At 40.7% G+C, this 17495-nt stretch carries 20 protein-coding genes; 3 read left to right on the top strand and 17 right to left on the bottom strand.

Annotated elements, in window-relative coordinates; translation table 11 throughout:
- Nucleotides 1–3: 3 nt before the first annotated feature.
- The 12 genes from nusG to FC98_RS07200 form a co-directional block, all read right to left on the bottom strand.
- Nucleotides 4–552: a transcription termination/antitermination protein NusG gene (gene nusG, locus FC98_RS07150; RefSeq protein ID WP_008858256.1), complete on the bottom strand. Its 549-nt coding sequence runs from the start codon at nt 550–552 to the stop codon at nt 4–6.
- 96 nt (nt 553–648) lie between these two features.
- Nucleotides 649–825, bottom strand: coding sequence for a preprotein translocase subunit SecE (gene secE, locus FC98_RS07155; protein WP_040471986.1), 177 nt, complete (start codon nt 823–825; stop codon nt 649–651).
- 31 nt (nt 826–856) lie between these two features.
- A complete protein-coding gene (rpmG, locus tag FC98_RS14250) occupies nt 857–1006 on the bottom strand; it encodes a 50S ribosomal protein L33 (RefSeq protein WP_008858258.1) in 150 nt (49 codons plus the stop codon).
- Nucleotides 939–1613, bottom strand: coding sequence for a sigma-70 family RNA polymerase sigma factor (locus FC98_RS07160; RefSeq protein ID WP_054655412.1), 675 nt, complete (start codon nt 1611–1613; stop codon nt 939–941). The genes rpmG and FC98_RS07160 overlap by 68 nt, the downstream gene beginning before the upstream one ends.
- 144 nt (nt 1614–1757) lie before the next feature.
- Nucleotides 1758–2288, bottom strand: coding sequence for an NYN domain-containing protein (locus FC98_RS07165; protein ID WP_008858260.1), 531 nt, complete (start codon nt 2286–2288; stop codon nt 1758–1760).
- A 20-nt stretch (nt 2289–2308) separates the two neighbouring features.
- The gene (gene rlmB, locus FC98_RS07170; RefSeq protein ID WP_054655414.1) at nt 2309–3082 is read right to left on the bottom strand and encodes a 23S rRNA (guanosine(2251)-2'-O)-methyltransferase RlmB; all 774 of its coding nucleotides are present in this window, start codon (nt 3080–3082) and stop codon (nt 2309–2311) included.
- Nucleotides 3072–3482 carry a Mini-ribonuclease 3 gene (locus tag FC98_RS07175; protein WP_008858262.1) on the bottom strand — a complete coding sequence of 137 codons (411 nt, stop codon included), beginning with the start codon at nt 3480–3482 and terminating at the stop codon, nt 3072–3074. The genes rlmB and FC98_RS07175 overlap by 11 nt, the downstream gene beginning before the upstream one ends.
- Nucleotides 3483–3484: 2 nt before the next feature.
- Nucleotides 3485–4897, bottom strand: a complete 1413-nt coding sequence (cysS, locus tag FC98_RS07180) for a cysteine--tRNA ligase (protein ID WP_056949376.1) — start codon at nt 4895–4897, stop codon at nt 3485–3487.
- Between the two features lie 141 nt (nt 4898–5038).
- Nucleotides 5039–6532 (bottom strand): glutamate--tRNA ligase, encoded by a 1494-nt coding sequence (gene gltX, locus FC98_RS07185; RefSeq protein ID WP_040471987.1) that lies wholly within the window; start codon nt 6530–6532, stop codon nt 5039–5041.
- 234 nt (nt 6533–6766) lie between these two features.
- Nucleotides 6767–7936 carry a PIN/TRAM domain-containing protein gene (locus FC98_RS07190; RefSeq protein WP_191982000.1) on the bottom strand — a complete coding sequence of 390 codons (1170 nt, stop codon included), beginning with the start codon at nt 7934–7936 and terminating at the stop codon, nt 6767–6769.
- 28 nt (nt 7937–7964) lie between these two features.
- On the bottom strand, nt 7965–9338 hold the full coding sequence (gene radA / locus FC98_RS07195; protein ID WP_040471989.1) for a DNA repair protein RadA: 1374 nt from the start codon (nt 9336–9338) through the stop codon (nt 7965–7967).
- A 98-nt stretch (nt 9339–9436) separates the two neighbouring features.
- The gene (locus tag FC98_RS07200) at nt 9437–9976 is read right to left on the bottom strand and encodes a dCTP deaminase/dUTPase family protein (RefSeq protein WP_008858268.1); all 540 of its coding nucleotides are present in this window, start codon (nt 9974–9976) and stop codon (nt 9437–9439) included.
- A 150-nt stretch (nt 9977–10126) separates the two neighbouring features.
- Between FC98_RS07200 and rpiA the strand changes: the two genes are divergently transcribed.
- The gene (rpiA, locus tag FC98_RS07205) at nt 10127–10807 is read left to right on the top strand and encodes a ribose-5-phosphate isomerase RpiA (protein ID WP_008858269.1); all 681 of its coding nucleotides are present in this window, start codon (nt 10127–10129) and stop codon (nt 10805–10807) included.
- A 265-nt stretch (nt 10808–11072) separates the two neighbouring features.
- Complete coding sequence (locus FC98_RS07210; protein ID WP_056949391.1) at nt 11073–12407, top strand: C1 family peptidase; 1335 nt, start codon at nt 11073–11075, stop codon at nt 12405–12407.
- Between the two features lie 247 nt (nt 12408–12654).
- Here the strand turns inward: FC98_RS07210 and FC98_RS07215 are convergent, their stop codons facing one another.
- Together FC98_RS07215 and FC98_RS07220 are read right to left on the bottom strand one after the other, a co-directional pair.
- Nucleotides 12655–13329, bottom strand: coding sequence for a 2,3-bisphosphoglycerate-dependent phosphoglycerate mutase (locus FC98_RS07215; RefSeq protein ID WP_040471990.1), 675 nt, complete (start codon nt 13327–13329; stop codon nt 12655–12657).
- Between the two features lie 97 nt (nt 13330–13426).
- Complete coding sequence (locus FC98_RS07220) at nt 13427–14374, bottom strand: AEC family transporter (RefSeq protein ID WP_056949378.1); 948 nt, start codon at nt 14372–14374, stop codon at nt 13427–13429.
- 203 nt (nt 14375–14577) lie between these two features.
- Between FC98_RS07220 and FC98_RS07225 the strand changes: the two genes are divergently transcribed.
- The gene (locus FC98_RS07225; RefSeq protein ID WP_056949379.1) at nt 14578–15672 is read left to right on the top strand and encodes an LCP family protein; all 1095 of its coding nucleotides are present in this window, start codon (nt 14578–14580) and stop codon (nt 15670–15672) included.
- A gap of 276 nt (nt 15673–15948) precedes the next feature.
- Here FC98_RS07225 and FC98_RS07230 read toward each other — a convergent pair whose 3' ends face one another.
- The 3 genes from FC98_RS07230 to FC98_RS07240 form a co-directional block, all read right to left on the bottom strand.
- Nucleotides 15949–16269 carry a hypothetical protein gene (locus FC98_RS07230; RefSeq protein ID WP_008858051.1) on the bottom strand — a complete coding sequence of 107 codons (321 nt, stop codon included), beginning with the start codon at nt 16267–16269 and terminating at the stop codon, nt 15949–15951.
- Nucleotides 16270–16373: 104 nt separating this feature from the next.
- Entirely contained in the window at nt 16374–16775 is a 402-nt protein-coding gene (locus FC98_RS07235; RefSeq protein ID WP_054655416.1) for a PTS sugar transporter subunit IIA, read from the bottom strand.
- Between the two features lie 92 nt (nt 16776–16867).
- Nucleotides 16868–17485 carry an HAD family hydrolase gene (locus FC98_RS07240; protein ID WP_054655418.1) on the bottom strand — a complete coding sequence of 206 codons (618 nt, stop codon included), beginning with the start codon at nt 17483–17485 and terminating at the stop codon, nt 16868–16870.
- Between the last annotated feature and the right edge of the window lie 10 nt (nt 17486–17495).

Consider the following 17495-nt stretch of genomic DNA (forward strand, 5'->3'; position numbering starts at 1 on the left):
TTGTTAAACGATTGGGTCAACCTGATCAAATTCAAGTTCAGTACTTGTCTCCCGGCCAAACATTTCAATATTGACCTTCAAACGCATTTTTTCATTATCGATCTCGGTCACTTTACCGTCGAGACCAGTGAACGCACCGTCAACAATCTTAACCGTATCGCCAACGCTAACGTCAAGTTGCTCATGACGAGAACTCATGCCAATCCGCTTCAACACCAGTTCAACTTCGTCAGGTAATAGCGGAGTTGGTTTACTTCCCTGCCCATGAGAACCAACGAATCCAGTTACGCCCGGGGTGTTTCGAACAATATACCAAGCTTGGTCGGTCATAATCATTTCAACCAACACATAGCCAGGGAACGTCTTTTCCATTTTTTCTTCATCTTTACCATTTTTAACTTCGTGCTCCTCTTGTTCCGGCACGACGACCCTAAAAATGTAGTCTTGCATTCCCATAGATTCCTTCCGGCTGTCAAGGTTTAACTTAACTTTATTTTCATATCCGGAATAAGTATGTAAGACATACCATTGTTTCTCTGCTGACTCAACCATATTTAATAATCTCCTTAAAAATCACGTCAAATAAAAAAACCTGACACTGTTTGCAGGTTTTAACAACATAACTATATCAAATTTTCTTCGAATTGGCTATGCCAGAAATGTAAGAGCCCACTGAACAATCCAGTCAACGGCCCCTAAAAAGATAGCCATAATAATTGAAGTACCTAGTACAGTACTGGTATCACGCCGGTTCTCCTTAGCAGTTGGCCAGGTAACAACCTTCATTTCTGCAACAACACTTTTTAAAAATCTTGCAAATTTCAACTTGTTAACCCCTAACTTTGTATAAACTAAACTATCGCGTTTCTTTGTGCAAAGTATATTTGCCACAATACTTACAAAACTTATTAAGCTCCAGCCGCTTAGTTCGATTAGGATTAGCGGGGATCGTATAATTCCTTGATCCACAAACTGAACAAGCTAAAGCAACTTTTCTCTGTGCCATCTTGGCACCTCCTAACAAGCATAGTAATTCTAGCATTCAATTCCAGTAACGTCAATTTATCCTGCTCATATTTCTGCCGACACCGTTCAAAGGCATTTAAGATGGAACGATGGGCGGCCATCTTAAACGTTGGATTAGGACTGTTTGGAAACACTAGTGATAGTGCCCTTCTTTCAAGTTCCGAGCAGCTTTTATATAAACGATGAAGTTCTTCATCAATAATCGCTGAGTGTTCAGGATTCCAAGCCGTAATGTCGGCCACGGTAGTCGCATAAAAACTCTGATCGGCTTCAATTGATTTGATTGCGTCAGCTGGCAACCGCTTTTGGGCGTTATTAGAACGAATCAAATCGAAAATCCGATTTCTTAAATTGTGACTGTAATAGCTGCCAAACGAAACGTTTCTACCGGATTCAAACTTCTGAGCGGAACGGTATAAAACAAGGATTGCTTCTTGGTCAAGATCGTCGTTTTCCATTCCCCCGACAAAATAATTCCGTCTAATTTTCCTAAGAACCGGATGATAAAGTTTAAATAGCTTCTCAAGAGCATCCCCATCCCCTTTACCAGCTAGTTCAATAATTTTCATCTCTTCATCAGTGATCATGATCGTATCCCCCTCGTATTTGTAAGTTGCTATTATTCATAAAACTTACATTACAAAAGGAAAAAGTCACTGACAAGCGAACCGGGGTTCATCTAAAAGGATTAGCACCTATACCAATTTTAAAATATTAGATAATCAATATTTTCATTTATCATCAGTTAAATGATCACGCAGTTTTTCTAATTCAAGCAACTGCTTGGCGTCCCATGGTGAATGACGGCTAACCTGTAATTTATCAGTTAACTGTTTGGCCTCTACATCAACCTCTTTTTTGGCCCGCTTCACATCGGCCAATAACTCTCTGGCCGGGATTCGAAGGGCGCCACCAGCAAAAACCGTCCATTGTTCAGCTTGGTCACTGGTCGCAACAATTACTTGAGTAAATCGACTTTGTTTGCGTCTTGTCAATGCCTCAATGTAACTATCCGCCGTTTGATCCTTACTTGTCCAAACAATTTCCATATCAAATTGACGAAAACTCTTCGAATTGCCCGGAACGTACATTGCATCAAACACAACGATCATGTCGACGTCACGATACTTTTTATACTCAGATAATTCTGCTAACAACTGGTCCCGTGCATCTGCAAGCCGATCTAATTGTTTTAATTTATTCAAATGTGGCCAATTGCCGATCATGTTGTAAGCATCAACTATTAACAGATCATCTTTCATTATTATTCACCAATTCTATTTTATTTTCCCAGTGGGTGCCGCGAATTGTACCCTTGATAAATCAAAACACTAGCGGCAACACTTGCATTTAAGCTTTGAATATCACCAACCATTGGGATTGTTAACATTTCATCAACCTGCTTTTTAAGCAACGGCGAAATTCCCTTACCTTCATTACCAATAATAACGGCAACCGCGCCCTTCGCATCCCAACGGCGATAGTCGGTACCAGCAATATCTGTTCCAAACACCCACAGGCCACGCTGCTTCAATTCCTTCACCGTTGTTGATAAGTTGGTAACCCGAGCAACCGGAACCCGCTCAATTGCCCCAGCAGACGTCTTAGAAACCGTAGCGGTTAGACCAACTGCACGGTGCTTTGGAATAATCACCCCGGTAACGCCAGCAGCATCAGCGGTTCGAATAATCGATCCGAGATTATGCGGGTCCTCTATGTTATCCAAAATGACAAAGAACGGCGCGACACCAACCTTTTCGGCATTAGCAAATAATTCATCGATTGTGGCGTACTTGAAAGCCGCCACAGACAACACAACGCCTTGGTGATTCTGATTATTAGCCAATTTATCCAATTTTTGTTTAGGAACCTTAGAAATTACTAAGCGTTTCTTATGTGCCAATTTCATAATTTCTGCCACAATATTGTCATCATCTTTGGCACCGGTTTGAATGAACAATTTGTTAATTGGATTATCGCTCTTAAGTGCTGCTACAACAGGGTGACGGCCGATAATAAACTCTTCTTTTTGCTGATCTTCTTGATCATTTTTCATGCTTTAATCTCCCACTTTCAACCTGGTCAATGCACCAGTCGGCAATTTGTTTCATTCGTTTAGTTTGATCACTAAGGGATAGATAGCCAAAAACGGCCTCAAACCCGGTTGAAATCCGATAAGTAATGACATCGGTATTCTTAGCGTGGGTGTGGCTCTTGGCATTCCTACCCCGTTTAAAATATCCCCATTCGTCATCATTTAATAACTCATCAGTTTGCATCAACTCAATTAACGCTGCCTGCGCCTTGGCAGAAACATACTTAGTAGCTACGTGCTGTAGCCTGGTTGGTCGTGTCAGACCTTGTTCAATTAAATGACGCCGGATGAAAACTTCATAGGCGGCATCACCCATATAAGCCAGCGCAATGCCATTAAGCTGAGAAAAGTTGTCGGCCATATTTATTGTTGTTCCTTTCTAAATCGAGTTCCCTGAGGCGTGTCCTCCAAAACGATGCCTCGGGCCTTTAATTCTTCACGGATCTCATCACTACGGATAAAGTCCTTATTGTGGCGGGCATTTTCGCGTTCGTGAATGAGCTTCCAAATCTCGTCGTCTTTTAACTCACTCTGTTCTAACTTGATTCCAAAAATGCCCGCAAGCTGTTTCAACGTATTGATAATAAACTGAATGCTGCCAGTGAAAACAACTTGGTGTTCACTGTAAGTATTCGCAAACTTAGCGAGTTCATAAACAGCGGCAATCCCATTTTGAACATTAAAGTCATCATCCATTGCATCCGTAAAGTCAGCAATAATCTGGCGAACTTCCTGATCGGTCTTAGGATCGTCGCCGTCCTCAGCGTTATGCAAGCGATAAGTCAAATTATTAAAAGCGGTTTGTAATTTTTTTAGGTTACTCTCTGCTTCTTGAACACTCGAATCGCTATACTGAATTGGCCGCCGATAGTGAGTGGTTGCCATTAATAACCGGATTACTTGGCCATCCAGGTGCTTCAATAAATCATGAACCGTGATAAAGTTTCCTAGTGACTTGCTCATCTTTTCGTTGTCATCACCAATTGTAACGAAGCCATTGTGCATCCAGTATTTAACAAACGTTTGATGCGTATTAGCTTCACTTTGGGCACGCTCGTTTTCATGATGCGGAAAAATAAGGTCCTCACCGCCACCGTGAATATCAATTGTTTTTCCAAGATACTTGGTAGCCATTACTGAGCATTCAATGTGCCAACCAGGCCGTCCCTTACCCCATGGGGAATCCCATGAAATTTCATCACCCTTTGACTTTTTCCAGAGGGCAAAATCAATAGGATCTTCCTTTTTAGCCATCTCTTCTTTGCTAACGTGCTGACTCGCACCAATTTCTAATTGGTCAACGTCAATATGTGGCAACGCGCCATACGATGGAAACTTTCGGGCCCGAAAATAAACATCACCGTCAACATCGTAGGCATAACCATTATTCACAAGGGTCTTCACAAAGTCGATAATTTCAGGAATGTTCTGAGTTGCCCGGGGATGAATCACGTCTGATGAAATATTTAGAGCAGCCGTATCTTGCATAAAAGCGGCGATGTACTTATCAGCAATTGCCCCAACGGTCGTGTGATTTTCACGGGCAGCATTAATCATTTTATCATCAACGTCGGTAAAATTCGAAACGTAATTGACCTTGTAACCCCGGTACGCCAAATATCTGCGAACGGTATCAAACGCAATTGCACTCCTCGCGTTTCCAATGTGAATGTAGTTGTAAACGGTGGGCCCACAAACGTACATATTAACAATTCCGGGAGTGACCGGTTCAAATTTTTCTTTTTTGCGGGTAAGCGTATTAAATATCTGCAGCATTTCGAATTCCTCTCTTTAACTAGTTTATATTAAAATCATAGCATAAATTTCACCAAGTTTATTAAACTAACTATCACCTATAATAAAAGGTCTCGCTGAATTTTCAACGAGACCAATTAATTTAACAATAAAATTAATAATTTACGCTTTATTAAGTTGCTTTAAGGTTTGATCGATATGCTCAACAGCCTTTTGGCGACCAACCAATTCAACCGACTCAGGAAGTTCTGGGCCATGCATCTCATGAGTCACCGCAATTCTAATCGGCATCCACAACTTGCGACCTTTAATTCCGGTATCCTTTTGAATAGCTTTAATTGTTTTGAAAACTTCAACCGAGTCAAAAATAGGCAACTCTTGAATTCGCTTTTGAAATTCCTTCAAAACAATTGGGGCCGTATCATTAGAAATCTCGGCCAGTGCTTCACCACTGATCTCTTCTGGCTCCTGGAAGAAAACGGATGCCATATCGTTGATTTGAGCCATATAACTCATCTCACGCTTATAAAGATTAATCAATTGCCGCGCCCATTCAATCGTTTTTGAATCAGGGTTTTCAGCAATGTTGCCTCCCGCAATCAACTGTCGCAGGGCCAAATCCATCACGGTACTATCATCAGCTGCTTTGACATACTGATTGTTGATCCATTCAAGCTTTTTCGAATCAAACTTGGCAGGTGATTTACTTAGTCGGGTTTCATCGTACATCTTGATGAAGTCCTTCTTCGTAAAGATTTCATCTTCCCCAACTGGTGACCAACCTAACAGTAAGATAAAGTTAAACATGGCATCTGGTAAGTAACCCAGCTTACGATACTGTTCGATAAATTGTAGAACTGATTCATCACGCTTACTCAACTTCTTACCGGTATCCGCACTGATGATCAAGCTCATATGCCCAAACTTAGGCGGATTCCAGCCAAATGCCTCATAAATCATCAGTTGTTTAGGCGTATTAGCAACATGATCGTCCCCACGGAAAACGTGACTGATTTTCATCAAATGGTCATCGACAACAACCGCAAAGTTATAAGTTGGCATGCCATCACGCTTCGCAATCACAAAGTCGCCACCAATTGTGTCAGACTTAAATGAAACCTTGCCTTTAACGATATCATCCCACGCATAGTTCTTATTTTCAGGAACTCGGAAACGAATAACTGGCTTCAACCCCTTGGCCTTTGCATCAGCAATTGCTTGCTTCTTCTCGTCCTCAGACATGCCCTTATATTCATATTCATAATGGGGCATTTCACCACGTGCCTTTTGGGCTTCCCGATCGGCCTGCAGCTGCTCTTCGGTTCGATATGATTCGTAAGCTTTACCTTCAGCTACTAATTGCTGAATTAACGGTACGTAAATATCTTTGCGTTCAGATTGTCGGTACGGGCCAAAATCGCCACCAACGTCAGGACCTTCGTCCCAATCCAAACCAAGCCACTTTAAATTATCTAACTGGCTTTTTTCACCGTCAGCAACGTTTCGTTTGGTATCAGTATCCTCAATTCGGATAATGAACTTTCCCTTATTGTGCCGCGCGAATAAATAATTAAAAATGGCTGTACGTGCATTTCCGATATGCAAGTGGCCGGTTGGACTTGGAGCATAACGAACTCGAATTGCATTGTTTGCCAATGTATAACGCCTCTTTCTTAAAATTAATCGACATTTTTGTCAGTATTTAAAGTTTACAATGAACGGCGGGAAAAATAAAGGGTCGCATTGCAATGAAGCGATTTCTAGAACGTTAGCGGACCTATCTAACGCTGTTAAACAATTCATGACTGATAGACTCAAAAAAGCGCAACCATCCTATCTCTAGAATGATCACGCTATTCAACTCACTAACAGCTTCTAATCAAAAAGTAACTATTTTTTGCCGTTCTTTTTGTCACCATTAGCTTTCCTATTATCTTCTTCATTATTTTCCGAAATGTTCTTTGTCGAATGCTCAGGCCGGGCAAAAATCATCTTGCCGGCATCTGTTTGAATGGCACTCGTAACCACAACATCAATGTGGTCATTCAAGAAGTAGCGGCCATCCTCAACCACGACCATCGTGCCGTCGTCAAGATACGCGACCCCTTGTTGTCTCTCTGTTCCGTTTTTGACAACCATGACGTTAAGGTTTTGACCCGGTAAAATCTTTTGCCGTAACGAATTTGCAAGTGCATTAATGTTAAATACCTGAACGTGTTGAAATTGGATAACCTTATTTAAATTATAGTCATTGGTAATGATAACGCCATCAATGTCCTTTGCCAGTTGAATTAATTTAGTATCAACTTCATCAATGTCGTCGTAGTCCTTTTCGTAAATTTCAATCGGGATTAGATCCTCTTTTTGAAGTTTATTGAGAATATCTAGGCCCCGCCGGCCGCGAACCCGCTTAACACTATCGCTTGAATCAGCAATATATTGCAATTCATAAAGGACAAACTTCGGAACTAGCAACGTCCCCTCAATAAAACCCGTTTTAACAACATCATAAATTCGGCCATCAATCAGAATGTTGGTATCCAAGATTTTATAATGATGATAATTTTTATCGACCGGTTTATCAATGATCTTTTCCCCAGAAGACCTGGCCGGCTCGGATTTACGCCGGGATTGAAATACTCGTCGCCAACGGTCGTTTTGAGTTGTTCCAAGCCGAAAACCAAAGTAGCCTAATACCAACATCAAAATAATCGGAATCATTGTATTTAAGAAGAACGTGTGAGTTCTAAAGAACACAATGGAAATCAAAATAGCAACAACCAATCCGACAATTAAACCTAATGTACCAAAGATTAATGATAGTGGGCTCTGTTTGGTTAGTCGCGCCTCGACCTTATCAATGAGTTTTAGGACATAATTTCCAGTCAGCAACGAAATAATATAGAAAATAATTGCACCAACCACTGCATTTGTAATCGTGTTGTTGAAAATTGTCCCATATCTAATCTGTAAAATTAACCAAAGTAATGGGAAATAACTGGCACCAATTGCAGCCCCAGCAAGTGTGAAACCAATCTGAACAATTCTTTTTCTTCTCACTAATATCGCCTTCTCTCAAAAATAATCATTAGCCTAAAGCTAACTTTAATGCTTGTGATAAGGTGGACACACCCACGACCTCAATGCCCTTAGGTGGTGTCCATCCCTGTAAATTGTTATTTGGTACCAATACGCGCTTGAAACCTAACTTATGAGCCTCAGAAACCCGTTGCTCAATTCTGGTAACACGCCTCACTTCACCGGTTAACCCAAGCTCACCGACATAACACTCCGTTGGGCTGGTTCCCCGATTCTTGTAGGATGACGCAATGCTAACTGCAATTGCGAGATCAATGGCCGGTTCATCGAGCTTAACGCCACCAGCAGCTTTCAAGTAGGCATCTTGGTTTTGCAACATCAATCCGGCCCGCTTCTCAAGAACGGCCATAATCAACGAAACCCGATTACGATCTAATCCAGTTGCAGTTCGTTGGGCATTTCCAAATACCGATGCTGTAACTAGGGCCTGAATCTCAACTAAGATTGGCCGGGTACCTTCCATGGAAACGACAATGGCTGAGCCAGTTGCATCCTTAAGCCGTTCTTCCAAGAAAATCTCGGACGGGTTAGTAACCTCATGGAGCCCATCCATCCGCATTTCAAACACGCCCAGTTCATTAGTCGACCCAAAACGATTTTTTACCGTCCGTAAAATCCGGTATGAATGGTGAAGATCCCCTTCAAAGTACAAAACGGTATCCACCATATGTTCCAAGATCTTAGGCCCAGCAATTGCGCCACCCTTGGTAACATGGCCAACCACGAAGACCGTAATCCCCTGCCCCTTGGCAATATTCATCAGATCAGCCGTTACTTCTCGAATTTGAGCGACAGAACCGGTAGCCGATTGAAGTTCAGGAATTTGCATCGTCTGAACTGAATCAATAACAACCGCATCAGGCTTTAATTCACTAATCGTACTTTTAATAACGTCCATGTCCGTTTCGGGATAAACGTACAATTGATCTCCGTTGACACCCAGGCGAGTTGCCCGCATCTTGATTTGGCTGGCACTTTCTTCACCAGAAACGTATAAAATTTTGCCAGCTTTACTGAGCTGTCCTGACACCTGCAGCATTAACGTCGATTTACCGATACCAGGATCCCCACCAATTAAAATCAAGGACCCAGGTACCACACCACCACCAAGAACCCGATTAAGCTCTTCCATAGAGGTTTTGAACCGGTTCTCGCGGTGGAACGCAACCTTATCAATTGGTTCAGGTTTATTATCGTGAATGCCATTTCGCCGTAAACTAGGCGCACTTAAAGAAGCCGCTTTAGGGGCAACCGTTTCTTCAACTAACGTATTCCACTCATTACAATTTGGGCATCTCCCCAAATATCGCGGGGAAATATAGCCACAATTCTGACAGACATATTGGGTTTTAACTTTTGCCAACTAAATTCTCCTCTACTTCCACGTGACACAATTCTAATTTTAGCACTTTTACGAAAAAAGATAATTGGTTCAGGCCATCCTTTAGTCACTCTTAAAAACTAGCGGCCAGACGACCCAAACCCACCATTTCGCGTTTGCTTCTGCTGCGAACGATCTTGATCAGTTAATAGATATGGCATAAAAATTCCCTGGGCAATTCTATCGCCCTTACCAATCTTGACGTCTGAAAGGCCAAAATTTAGGATTTGGACAAAGATTTCGCCTTCGTTTCCGCTATTGTTATAATAATCAGCATCAATAACGCCAATACCATTTGGGATTACCAGTCCCCGCTTTAATGGGTTACTGGAACGGTTCGCAATAATTAACACTTCATCTGAATTCATATACGCCTTAATCCCGGTAGGAATCAAAAATGGTTTTAAAACTTTCCTAGCTTTTTCCAAATCGGATTCGCCAAAATTCTTTTGGTGACGAATGGCCCATAGAATCTTTAAAAAATTTAATTTCCAAATAGATGGAATTATGACATCTTCAGCACTTTCAAAGTCATACCCGGCAGCGTTCTTAGTCGTGCGATATGGCAAGGCTAAATTAGCGTCAGCATATTTTGAAACAATTTCAAAACCACGATTCATTTTAATGCAACTCCTCTAAAAGTATTTTATCTTGTTAAGTATAGCGTATGTTCTACTGATTTGATACATTGACAAAAGAGGCAAAAAAACGCAAAATGTGGGTTAGTAAAACCTTTAAACAGTTTTTATTAATGAAAGGAATTATATATAATGACACATCAAGATGAACTTAAACAATTAGTTGGAAAAACTGCCGTTAAGTATATTAAAAACAATACGGTTGTTGGGTTAGGGACCGGATCTACCGTTAAATTTATGGTAGATGCTCTCGGTGATCGAGTTAAAAATGAAGGCTTATCAATTGTCGGCGTCCCAACATCAGAACGAACCCGCAAACAGGCAAATAGCCTTGGTATCAAAACCAAAGGGGTCGATGAAGTAGACCATATCGATTTAACCATTGATGGTGCAGATCAAATTGATAAGCATTTTCAAGGAATTAAAGGTGGTGGCGGCGCTCATCTCTGGGAAAAAATTGTTGCCATTAATTCGGATAAAAATATGTGGATTGTCGACGAAAGCAAAATGGCAGATGAATTGGGTTCATTCCCCTTGCCATTAGAGGTAATCCCCTATGGCAGCACACAACTCCTTAAACGACTTGAAGAAAAGGGTTATCACCCTCAGTTCAGAATTAGAGATGGTAAAAAAGTTAAAACTGATTCAAATAATGATATCATCGATTTACATTTACAACGGATTGAAAATCCAAGAAGCTTAGCGTTTGATTTAGACCAAATGACAGGAATTGTTGAGCATGGCCTCTTCCTAAATATCGTTGATACAGTGATTGTGGGCCGAGAAGATGGCCCAGAGGTTCTGACAAAGTAAGCCGAATAAAAGTCGTTAGAAAATGGCCCGGCTCTAGTCTATAAGATCAAAACGCTCGTAAACAAAATTAAGATAGAATTCTTCTGAGAGACACTTAGGCTCCGATTGCGACTGAGCCTCTCTCATTTATCCCGAAATCAACAAGGACGGTTGGAACAAAAATTTGTTTCTGACCGCCCTTTTGTTATTTTCAAAACCGTGTAATCTCTGGTGATTTTAGGATAATGAGCGTAAAATAACATGTTATTAAGGAGAGTGATTATTGTTGACATCAGAAATCAAATTAGATGAGATCAATCAATTTCAAGAGGATCTCAACGACAAAAAAGATAGTAAGGTAATTGAGCGGGCGGTATCCCATCAGGGTATTCTGGCTTCAAGCGAAGACTTTGACGCTGAATCCAAGATGGACCCTGTCTTTTCAATTGACCTTTCAACTGGTAAAGTTGCCGACCAAAAGCAAAGTGGTCGCTGCTGGATGTTTGCTGCTTTGAACACCATGAGAATTCGATTGATGAATGAGTTGAAAGTTGCTGATGATTTTGAATTATCTCAAAATTATACAAATTTTTGGGACAAGTTTGAAAAGTCAAACTATTTTTTGGAAAATGTTCTGAAAACTGCAGATAAGTCACTCGATTCAAGAAAAGTTTCCTGGCTAATGCAAACACCTCAACAGGATGGCGGTCAATGGGATATGCTTTGTGCCCTAATTGAAAAGTATGGCATCGTGCCAAAATATGCCATGCCAGAAACTTTCAGCAGTGAAAAATCAGCCCAATTAAATAAGTATCTTAACCTTAAGTTACGTCATGATGCAACCATCCTTCGTGAACTTGTTGCAGACAAAGCTTCTGATAACAAAATTGCCAAAACCAAGGAAAAGATGTTAACCGAAATTTATCGGATGTTGAGCTACACCTTGGGTGAACCCACAAAGAAATTTGACTTTGAATACCGTGATAAAGACAACAACTATCACATTGATCAAAATATCACGCCACAGGACTTTTTCAAGAAATACGTTGGCGTTAACCTGGAAGATTACGTATCGCTCATTAATTCACCAACCGACGACAAACCCTTTAATCAAACTTATACGATTGAAATGTTAGGTAACGTTGTTAACGGCCGTCAAGTCAAACATTTAAACTTAGAAATGTCTGAACTCAAAAAGCTTGCGATCAAACAACTTCAAAATGGTGAGTCTGTTTGGTTTGGTAGTGATGTCGGCCAAAGTTCAAATAGCAAGAAGGGAATCATGGATACCCACCTTTACGCACCAGATGAACTATTCAATACAGACCTCTCACTCTCCAAAGCTGAACGGTTAGATTACAGTGAAAGCCTAATGACCCATGCAATGGTCATTACCGGGGTTGATTTGGTTGACGGCAAACCAACTAAATGGAAAGTCGAAAATAGTTGGGGCGAAAAAGTTGGCACTAAGGGTTACTTTGTCATGAGCGACGACTGGATGGACGAATTTGTTTATCAATTCGTTATTAACAAAAAATACCTTACTGAAGATCAACAAAAAGCGCAAAAACAAGACCCAATTGTTTTGAAACCATGGGATCCGATGGGCGCATTAGCCTAATTACTTACCCAATCAACTTGTTTTAACTCATCGTACGAAACTGAAACCGCAAAAAATCGTGTCGCCACTCTAATTTTGGAATGGCAACACGATTTTTTTTGAAGGCTAGTGACGGATTTCTTAGTCGATCCTTTGTTTGCTGCAGTAACTTGGATTACCGTTGCTGATTAAAACATATCGTGTCAAGTAGCAACTTACTTTTACCTTCGTTAAATAACCTCTGCCTTCTAACCATTTTGGTTACTTTTTATTTCGTCATAAATTCTTTTCGGATAATATTCAACCGGTCATCAAATTCATACTTAATTGGCTTCCCATTCGGAACTTCAATATTTGGAATTTCATCGTCCGAAACGTTCTCCAAAAATTTAATTAACGCTCTCAGCGTACTACCGTGGGCAACAATCAACTGATTTTTGCCACCTAACAGCTGCGGGGCAATTTGATCTACCCAGTATGGAATAAGGCGGTCCATCGTCATCTCTAAACTTTCAGCCAGTGGAATTTTCACCCCGTACCGATCGTACCGAGGATCTTCATCCCGCTTAGTTAGTCGTGGCGGGACTACCGTAAAGCTACGCCGCCAGATTTTTAACTGTTTGGCCCCGACCTGGTCTTTAACCGCTAATTTATTCTTACCGCGTAGACCGCCATAATGACGTTCATTCAACCGCCAAGACTTATGCTCAGCTATGTAATTCTGACCAATTTCATCAAGAACAATATTTGTGGTAATAATTGCCCGTTTTAAAAATGATGTATGAACATCTGTAAACTGGATTCCCGTGGCTGCAATCACCTTGCCTGCTGAATGAGCCTGAGCGACCCCCTTTTGCGTTAAGGCAACGTCACTCCAGCCAGTAAAGATATTATCTCGATTTGCCTGACTTTCGCCATGGCGCATTATGACTAGTATTGGCACAACTTCATCCTCTTCGTTTAAAAATTGAAATGACTGAATTTCTACTAATCATGGTACCAATAATTCCAGTTACAATCAAAGATGTCCCATTATGCTGTTAATGAAGCTGCTGGACCAGCACCATTAGGATTGGAATCACAATTAGGCTCAACAACGTTGTTTCGGCAACCATCACCGACGCGTATTCTGAATCAGCGTGGTACAGTCTGGAAACAACTGGCGCATTTGTCATAATTGGCATTGCTGCCTGCATGATGAAAACCTGTTTCATTAATAATGGCATTGGCGTTGGAATCACTAATAGCGACATCAAAACTGGTGCCAGTAAAAAGCGACCGAATAAAATCAAAAAATTGCTACGATCAAAGCGAACATCGGTCAAGTCAACATTATTAATTGAAATCCCAATAAAAATCATTGAAAGCGGAATGGTTAAATTACCAATATAGTCAAAATCCTGCATGATGAAATCTGGCAATGAAACATGAAGTAACACCAACACCACGCCAACCATAAAGCCAAGCAGTGGCGGTGAGAAAACCTTTTTAACGGTCGTTTTCCAGTTAAACGATCCTTCACCCTTACCGTCTTTTTGGATTAAATAAACACCCAGTGTCCAGAAAAACGTCGTATTGGCCATATAGTAAACCAACACAAAGGGTAAACTACTTCTGCCAAACAACGCCATATTAACTGGTAACCCGACAAAAACCGTGTTAGAGTTTGAAAACATGGACCTAAATAATCCTGAATGCATCTTAGGAATTCGAGCAAATTTTACGACAAAGATCGAGATAATATAGAGTAAAAACATTGACACAATCGGGAAAAATAAATCCGGAAGTGTTTTCAGTAACATTTTCGCCGTAAATTTTCTCATAATGGTTGAAATCATATACGCTGGTAAGGCAATTTGGGTAACCAACCTTGCAAACATACTTGTCATTTTATTATCAAACCAGTCATTCCTGGCCAATATAAACCCCAGGGCGATCATAATTAAGATAATCAAAACCCCAGATACTGCTGAACCAAAAACCGCCATATGCATTCCCCAATTCTAAAAAAATGAATAACAATGCTATATTATAGCACAATTAGAATCCACATTTTGCTATAATCTATTAGATAGGTTTGGGTATCAATTGACCAGAATTATTAAATTATGTTTAAATAACGAAAGATTTCTGCATCTCAACTCTAAACTGCAATATACTTTTGTAAGAATTTTTTAAACGAGGAGTCACTATGCCATCAGACAATAAAAATGATTTTGAACCTGTATATTCAAGAAGAGCTGATAAGAAGCCCCATTATAAGAAAGGCAACAAGCGGAAACGCAGGATTATCGGTTGGTCCGTTTTTCTCGCCTTCCTACTTATTGTTGCTGGCGGCTTAATTTGGGGGTACGGTGCCTATAAAAGTGCCCAAAAAACCTTCAAGGAAACGTATGACGCAACTAATATTCAAAAAGCTCGAAACGTTTCCTCGGTTATTCGAAAGGGCAAGCCGTTATCAATTCTCCTATTAGGAACGGATACTGGCGCCCTTGGCCGACATGATACTGGCCGAACGGATACAATGATCGTTGCCACCGTTAATGCTAAGAAGAAAACAATTCATTTGACTAGTATTGCCCGAGATACAAAGGTCACCGTTCCAGGCGATACAATGCCATATGAAAAGATCAACGCAGCCTATACGATTGGCGGCGCTGGGACAGCCGTCAAGACCGTCCAGAACTTGTTGGACATTCCGATTGATTTCTACGCAATCATCAACATGGGTGGCCTAGAGACAATGGTTAATGCCGTCGGCGGCGTCGATGTTGTTCCGCCATTAACCTTCCAATACGGCCACGCAAATGTCGTTAAGGGAAAGAAGACCCACTTGAATGGTAAACAAGCACTTGATTACGCTCGAATGCGTGACGATGATCCTCGTGGGGATTATGGTCGTCAAGCAAGGCAACGCCAAATTATTAAAAAGCTTGTTATGAAGGGATTAAACGTCACGTCATTACCAAGGTATAAATCAATTCTTTCTTCGTTAACTGGCAACATGAAGACTGACATGACTTTCGATGATATGATTGCAGTCAGAGCTAAATACGGTGATGCAACTCACCATATTAAATCACAAACGCTACAAGGCGAAAATGCAATGATCGACGGTCTTTCTTACCAGGTAGTTCCTCAAACAGAACTATTGCGGGTTTCAAATGATATCCGATCAACCCTTGGACTGAGTAAATCAACTAAGTTACAAAATGCCCAAACCCAAACCGATAATTCAACCGGAGACACTGGAGATCAACAAGCCTCAACCTACAACGGCTATTAGGCTAACTTCAATCATTGTATTTTGGGATTAAATAAAAGACTGTCTTCGTTCTTGATTTTAGAATGAATACAGTCTTTTTAATTGAAAAAGAATTGGCCAGTTACCCTATCGTCATCTTTATTTGATAATAAGTCAGAATAATGTATACATTGAAGCGCATCCACCAAGTCCTTGACGCAGGACTTGGTGGATGCGCTTCAATTGTTTAAAGTTGACATTTTTTATTATAAAGTAGATCTAATCCAGTTTCTAATTACCTGTGTCACTCACTTACTTCTACCCGCGCACCTGTAATTCCATTTGACCCTTTTGCGGGGCAAAGTTTATCCGAATCAACGGTTCCTCTAAAATTTTGCCATACTCTTCCAAAACATCATCTGGAAGTGGCGTATGAGCTCGTAACAGCGTCAAAACATCACCGGCATCTCTAGCAGACCTTAAATCAATAAACAAATTAATCTTGTTAACAACGTCGCGATACAAGTCCGTCAAGATCCCATTGGGTTTCCCTTCAAGATCAGTAATCACGACCTGTGATGGATCAAATAGCATGTGATTAAAACTAACCATCTTTAATACATCGAATAAATTGTTCATTGACCTCAAATCCTCTCTCAACCCATCCTGGCTATTTAAACCCAACTTAATCTAAATAGCCTCCTAGTTAGCCCATTACAAACACTCTTAAAAAATGGTTTCAATTAATTCGCCGCTGGTAAGTGATATTGTTGAACCGCACTCTTAGAAACCGTCAATAGATGCTTAACCAACCCATCCAGTGAGTTATTTCGTGAAACAAATGCCTCCAATAAAATTGGTAAATTAACGCCCGAAATTAAGGCAATGTGTTTAGGATTATCGGCAACAATCTTGCAGGCGGCCTCAAATGGCGACCCGCCCCACATATCAGTAAAGATAAGCACATCATGATGGGCCGTAAAAACACTAAGGGCCTTATTATATTTGTCTTTAAGCGACGAAACACTGTCCTTAGGATTGAGCGCTAGTGAGCTAACTTGTTGCTGTTTTCCAGCGATCATTTCCGCGGTATTTAATAGCGCTTCTGATAATTTACCATGACTTGCCACTAGAATCGAAATCATTAAATCACCTTTTCATTTTTTTCATAACCAAACTTAAATGCCAAATGAGTTAACACTAATATATCACAAAAAGAGCGGTTCCATATAACTGATTATGATAATTTCAGTAGATCGGCCGGGGTTTCGAGGTAAAATTCAGTCGTGTCAAAGGCAGCAGTCTTTTTCGTTCGCCAACCAGCCAACGCAAACTTGACGGAAGCGGCGTGCGCAGCTTGAAGGTCATAAATCGTATCCCCAATATAGATGGTGTCCTCCGGGTTGGCATTCAATTTCTCAATGCCTTTAAGCACCATATCAGGAGCTGGCTTCCCACGTTTAATTTGATCTGAAAATACAAAGGCATCAAAATACTTATCCAGTCCAAACCGGGTAACATCACGGTGGAATTCAGCTTCTAGCTTAGACGTGGCAATTGCTAAGCGGTTATTTTGATCTGCATGAAGCTTACTTAATGTCTCAATGATGCCGGGATAAACGTGGGCATACTGTTTGTAATCCTTAATCTGACCAAACCATTTATCAAGAATTTCATCAACATTTTTAACCCCTAAAATTTTTAGGGCGTCAGTAGCGGTAATGCCAAAAACCGTTTTGACCTTTTCATAACTGATATCATAACCATTCTCGTTAAGTGTTTTGTAAAGTGGTAACAAATACATTTTTTCAGTATCAATTAAGGTGCCATCAACGTCAAATATTAAATTCTTCATACAGTCAACT

The organism is Lentilactobacillus kisonensis DSM 19906 = JCM 15041, from assembly GCF_001434135.1.
In the GTDB taxonomy this organism is placed as follows: domain Bacteria; phylum Bacillota; class Bacilli; order Lactobacillales; family Lactobacillaceae; genus Lentilactobacillus; species Lentilactobacillus kisonensis.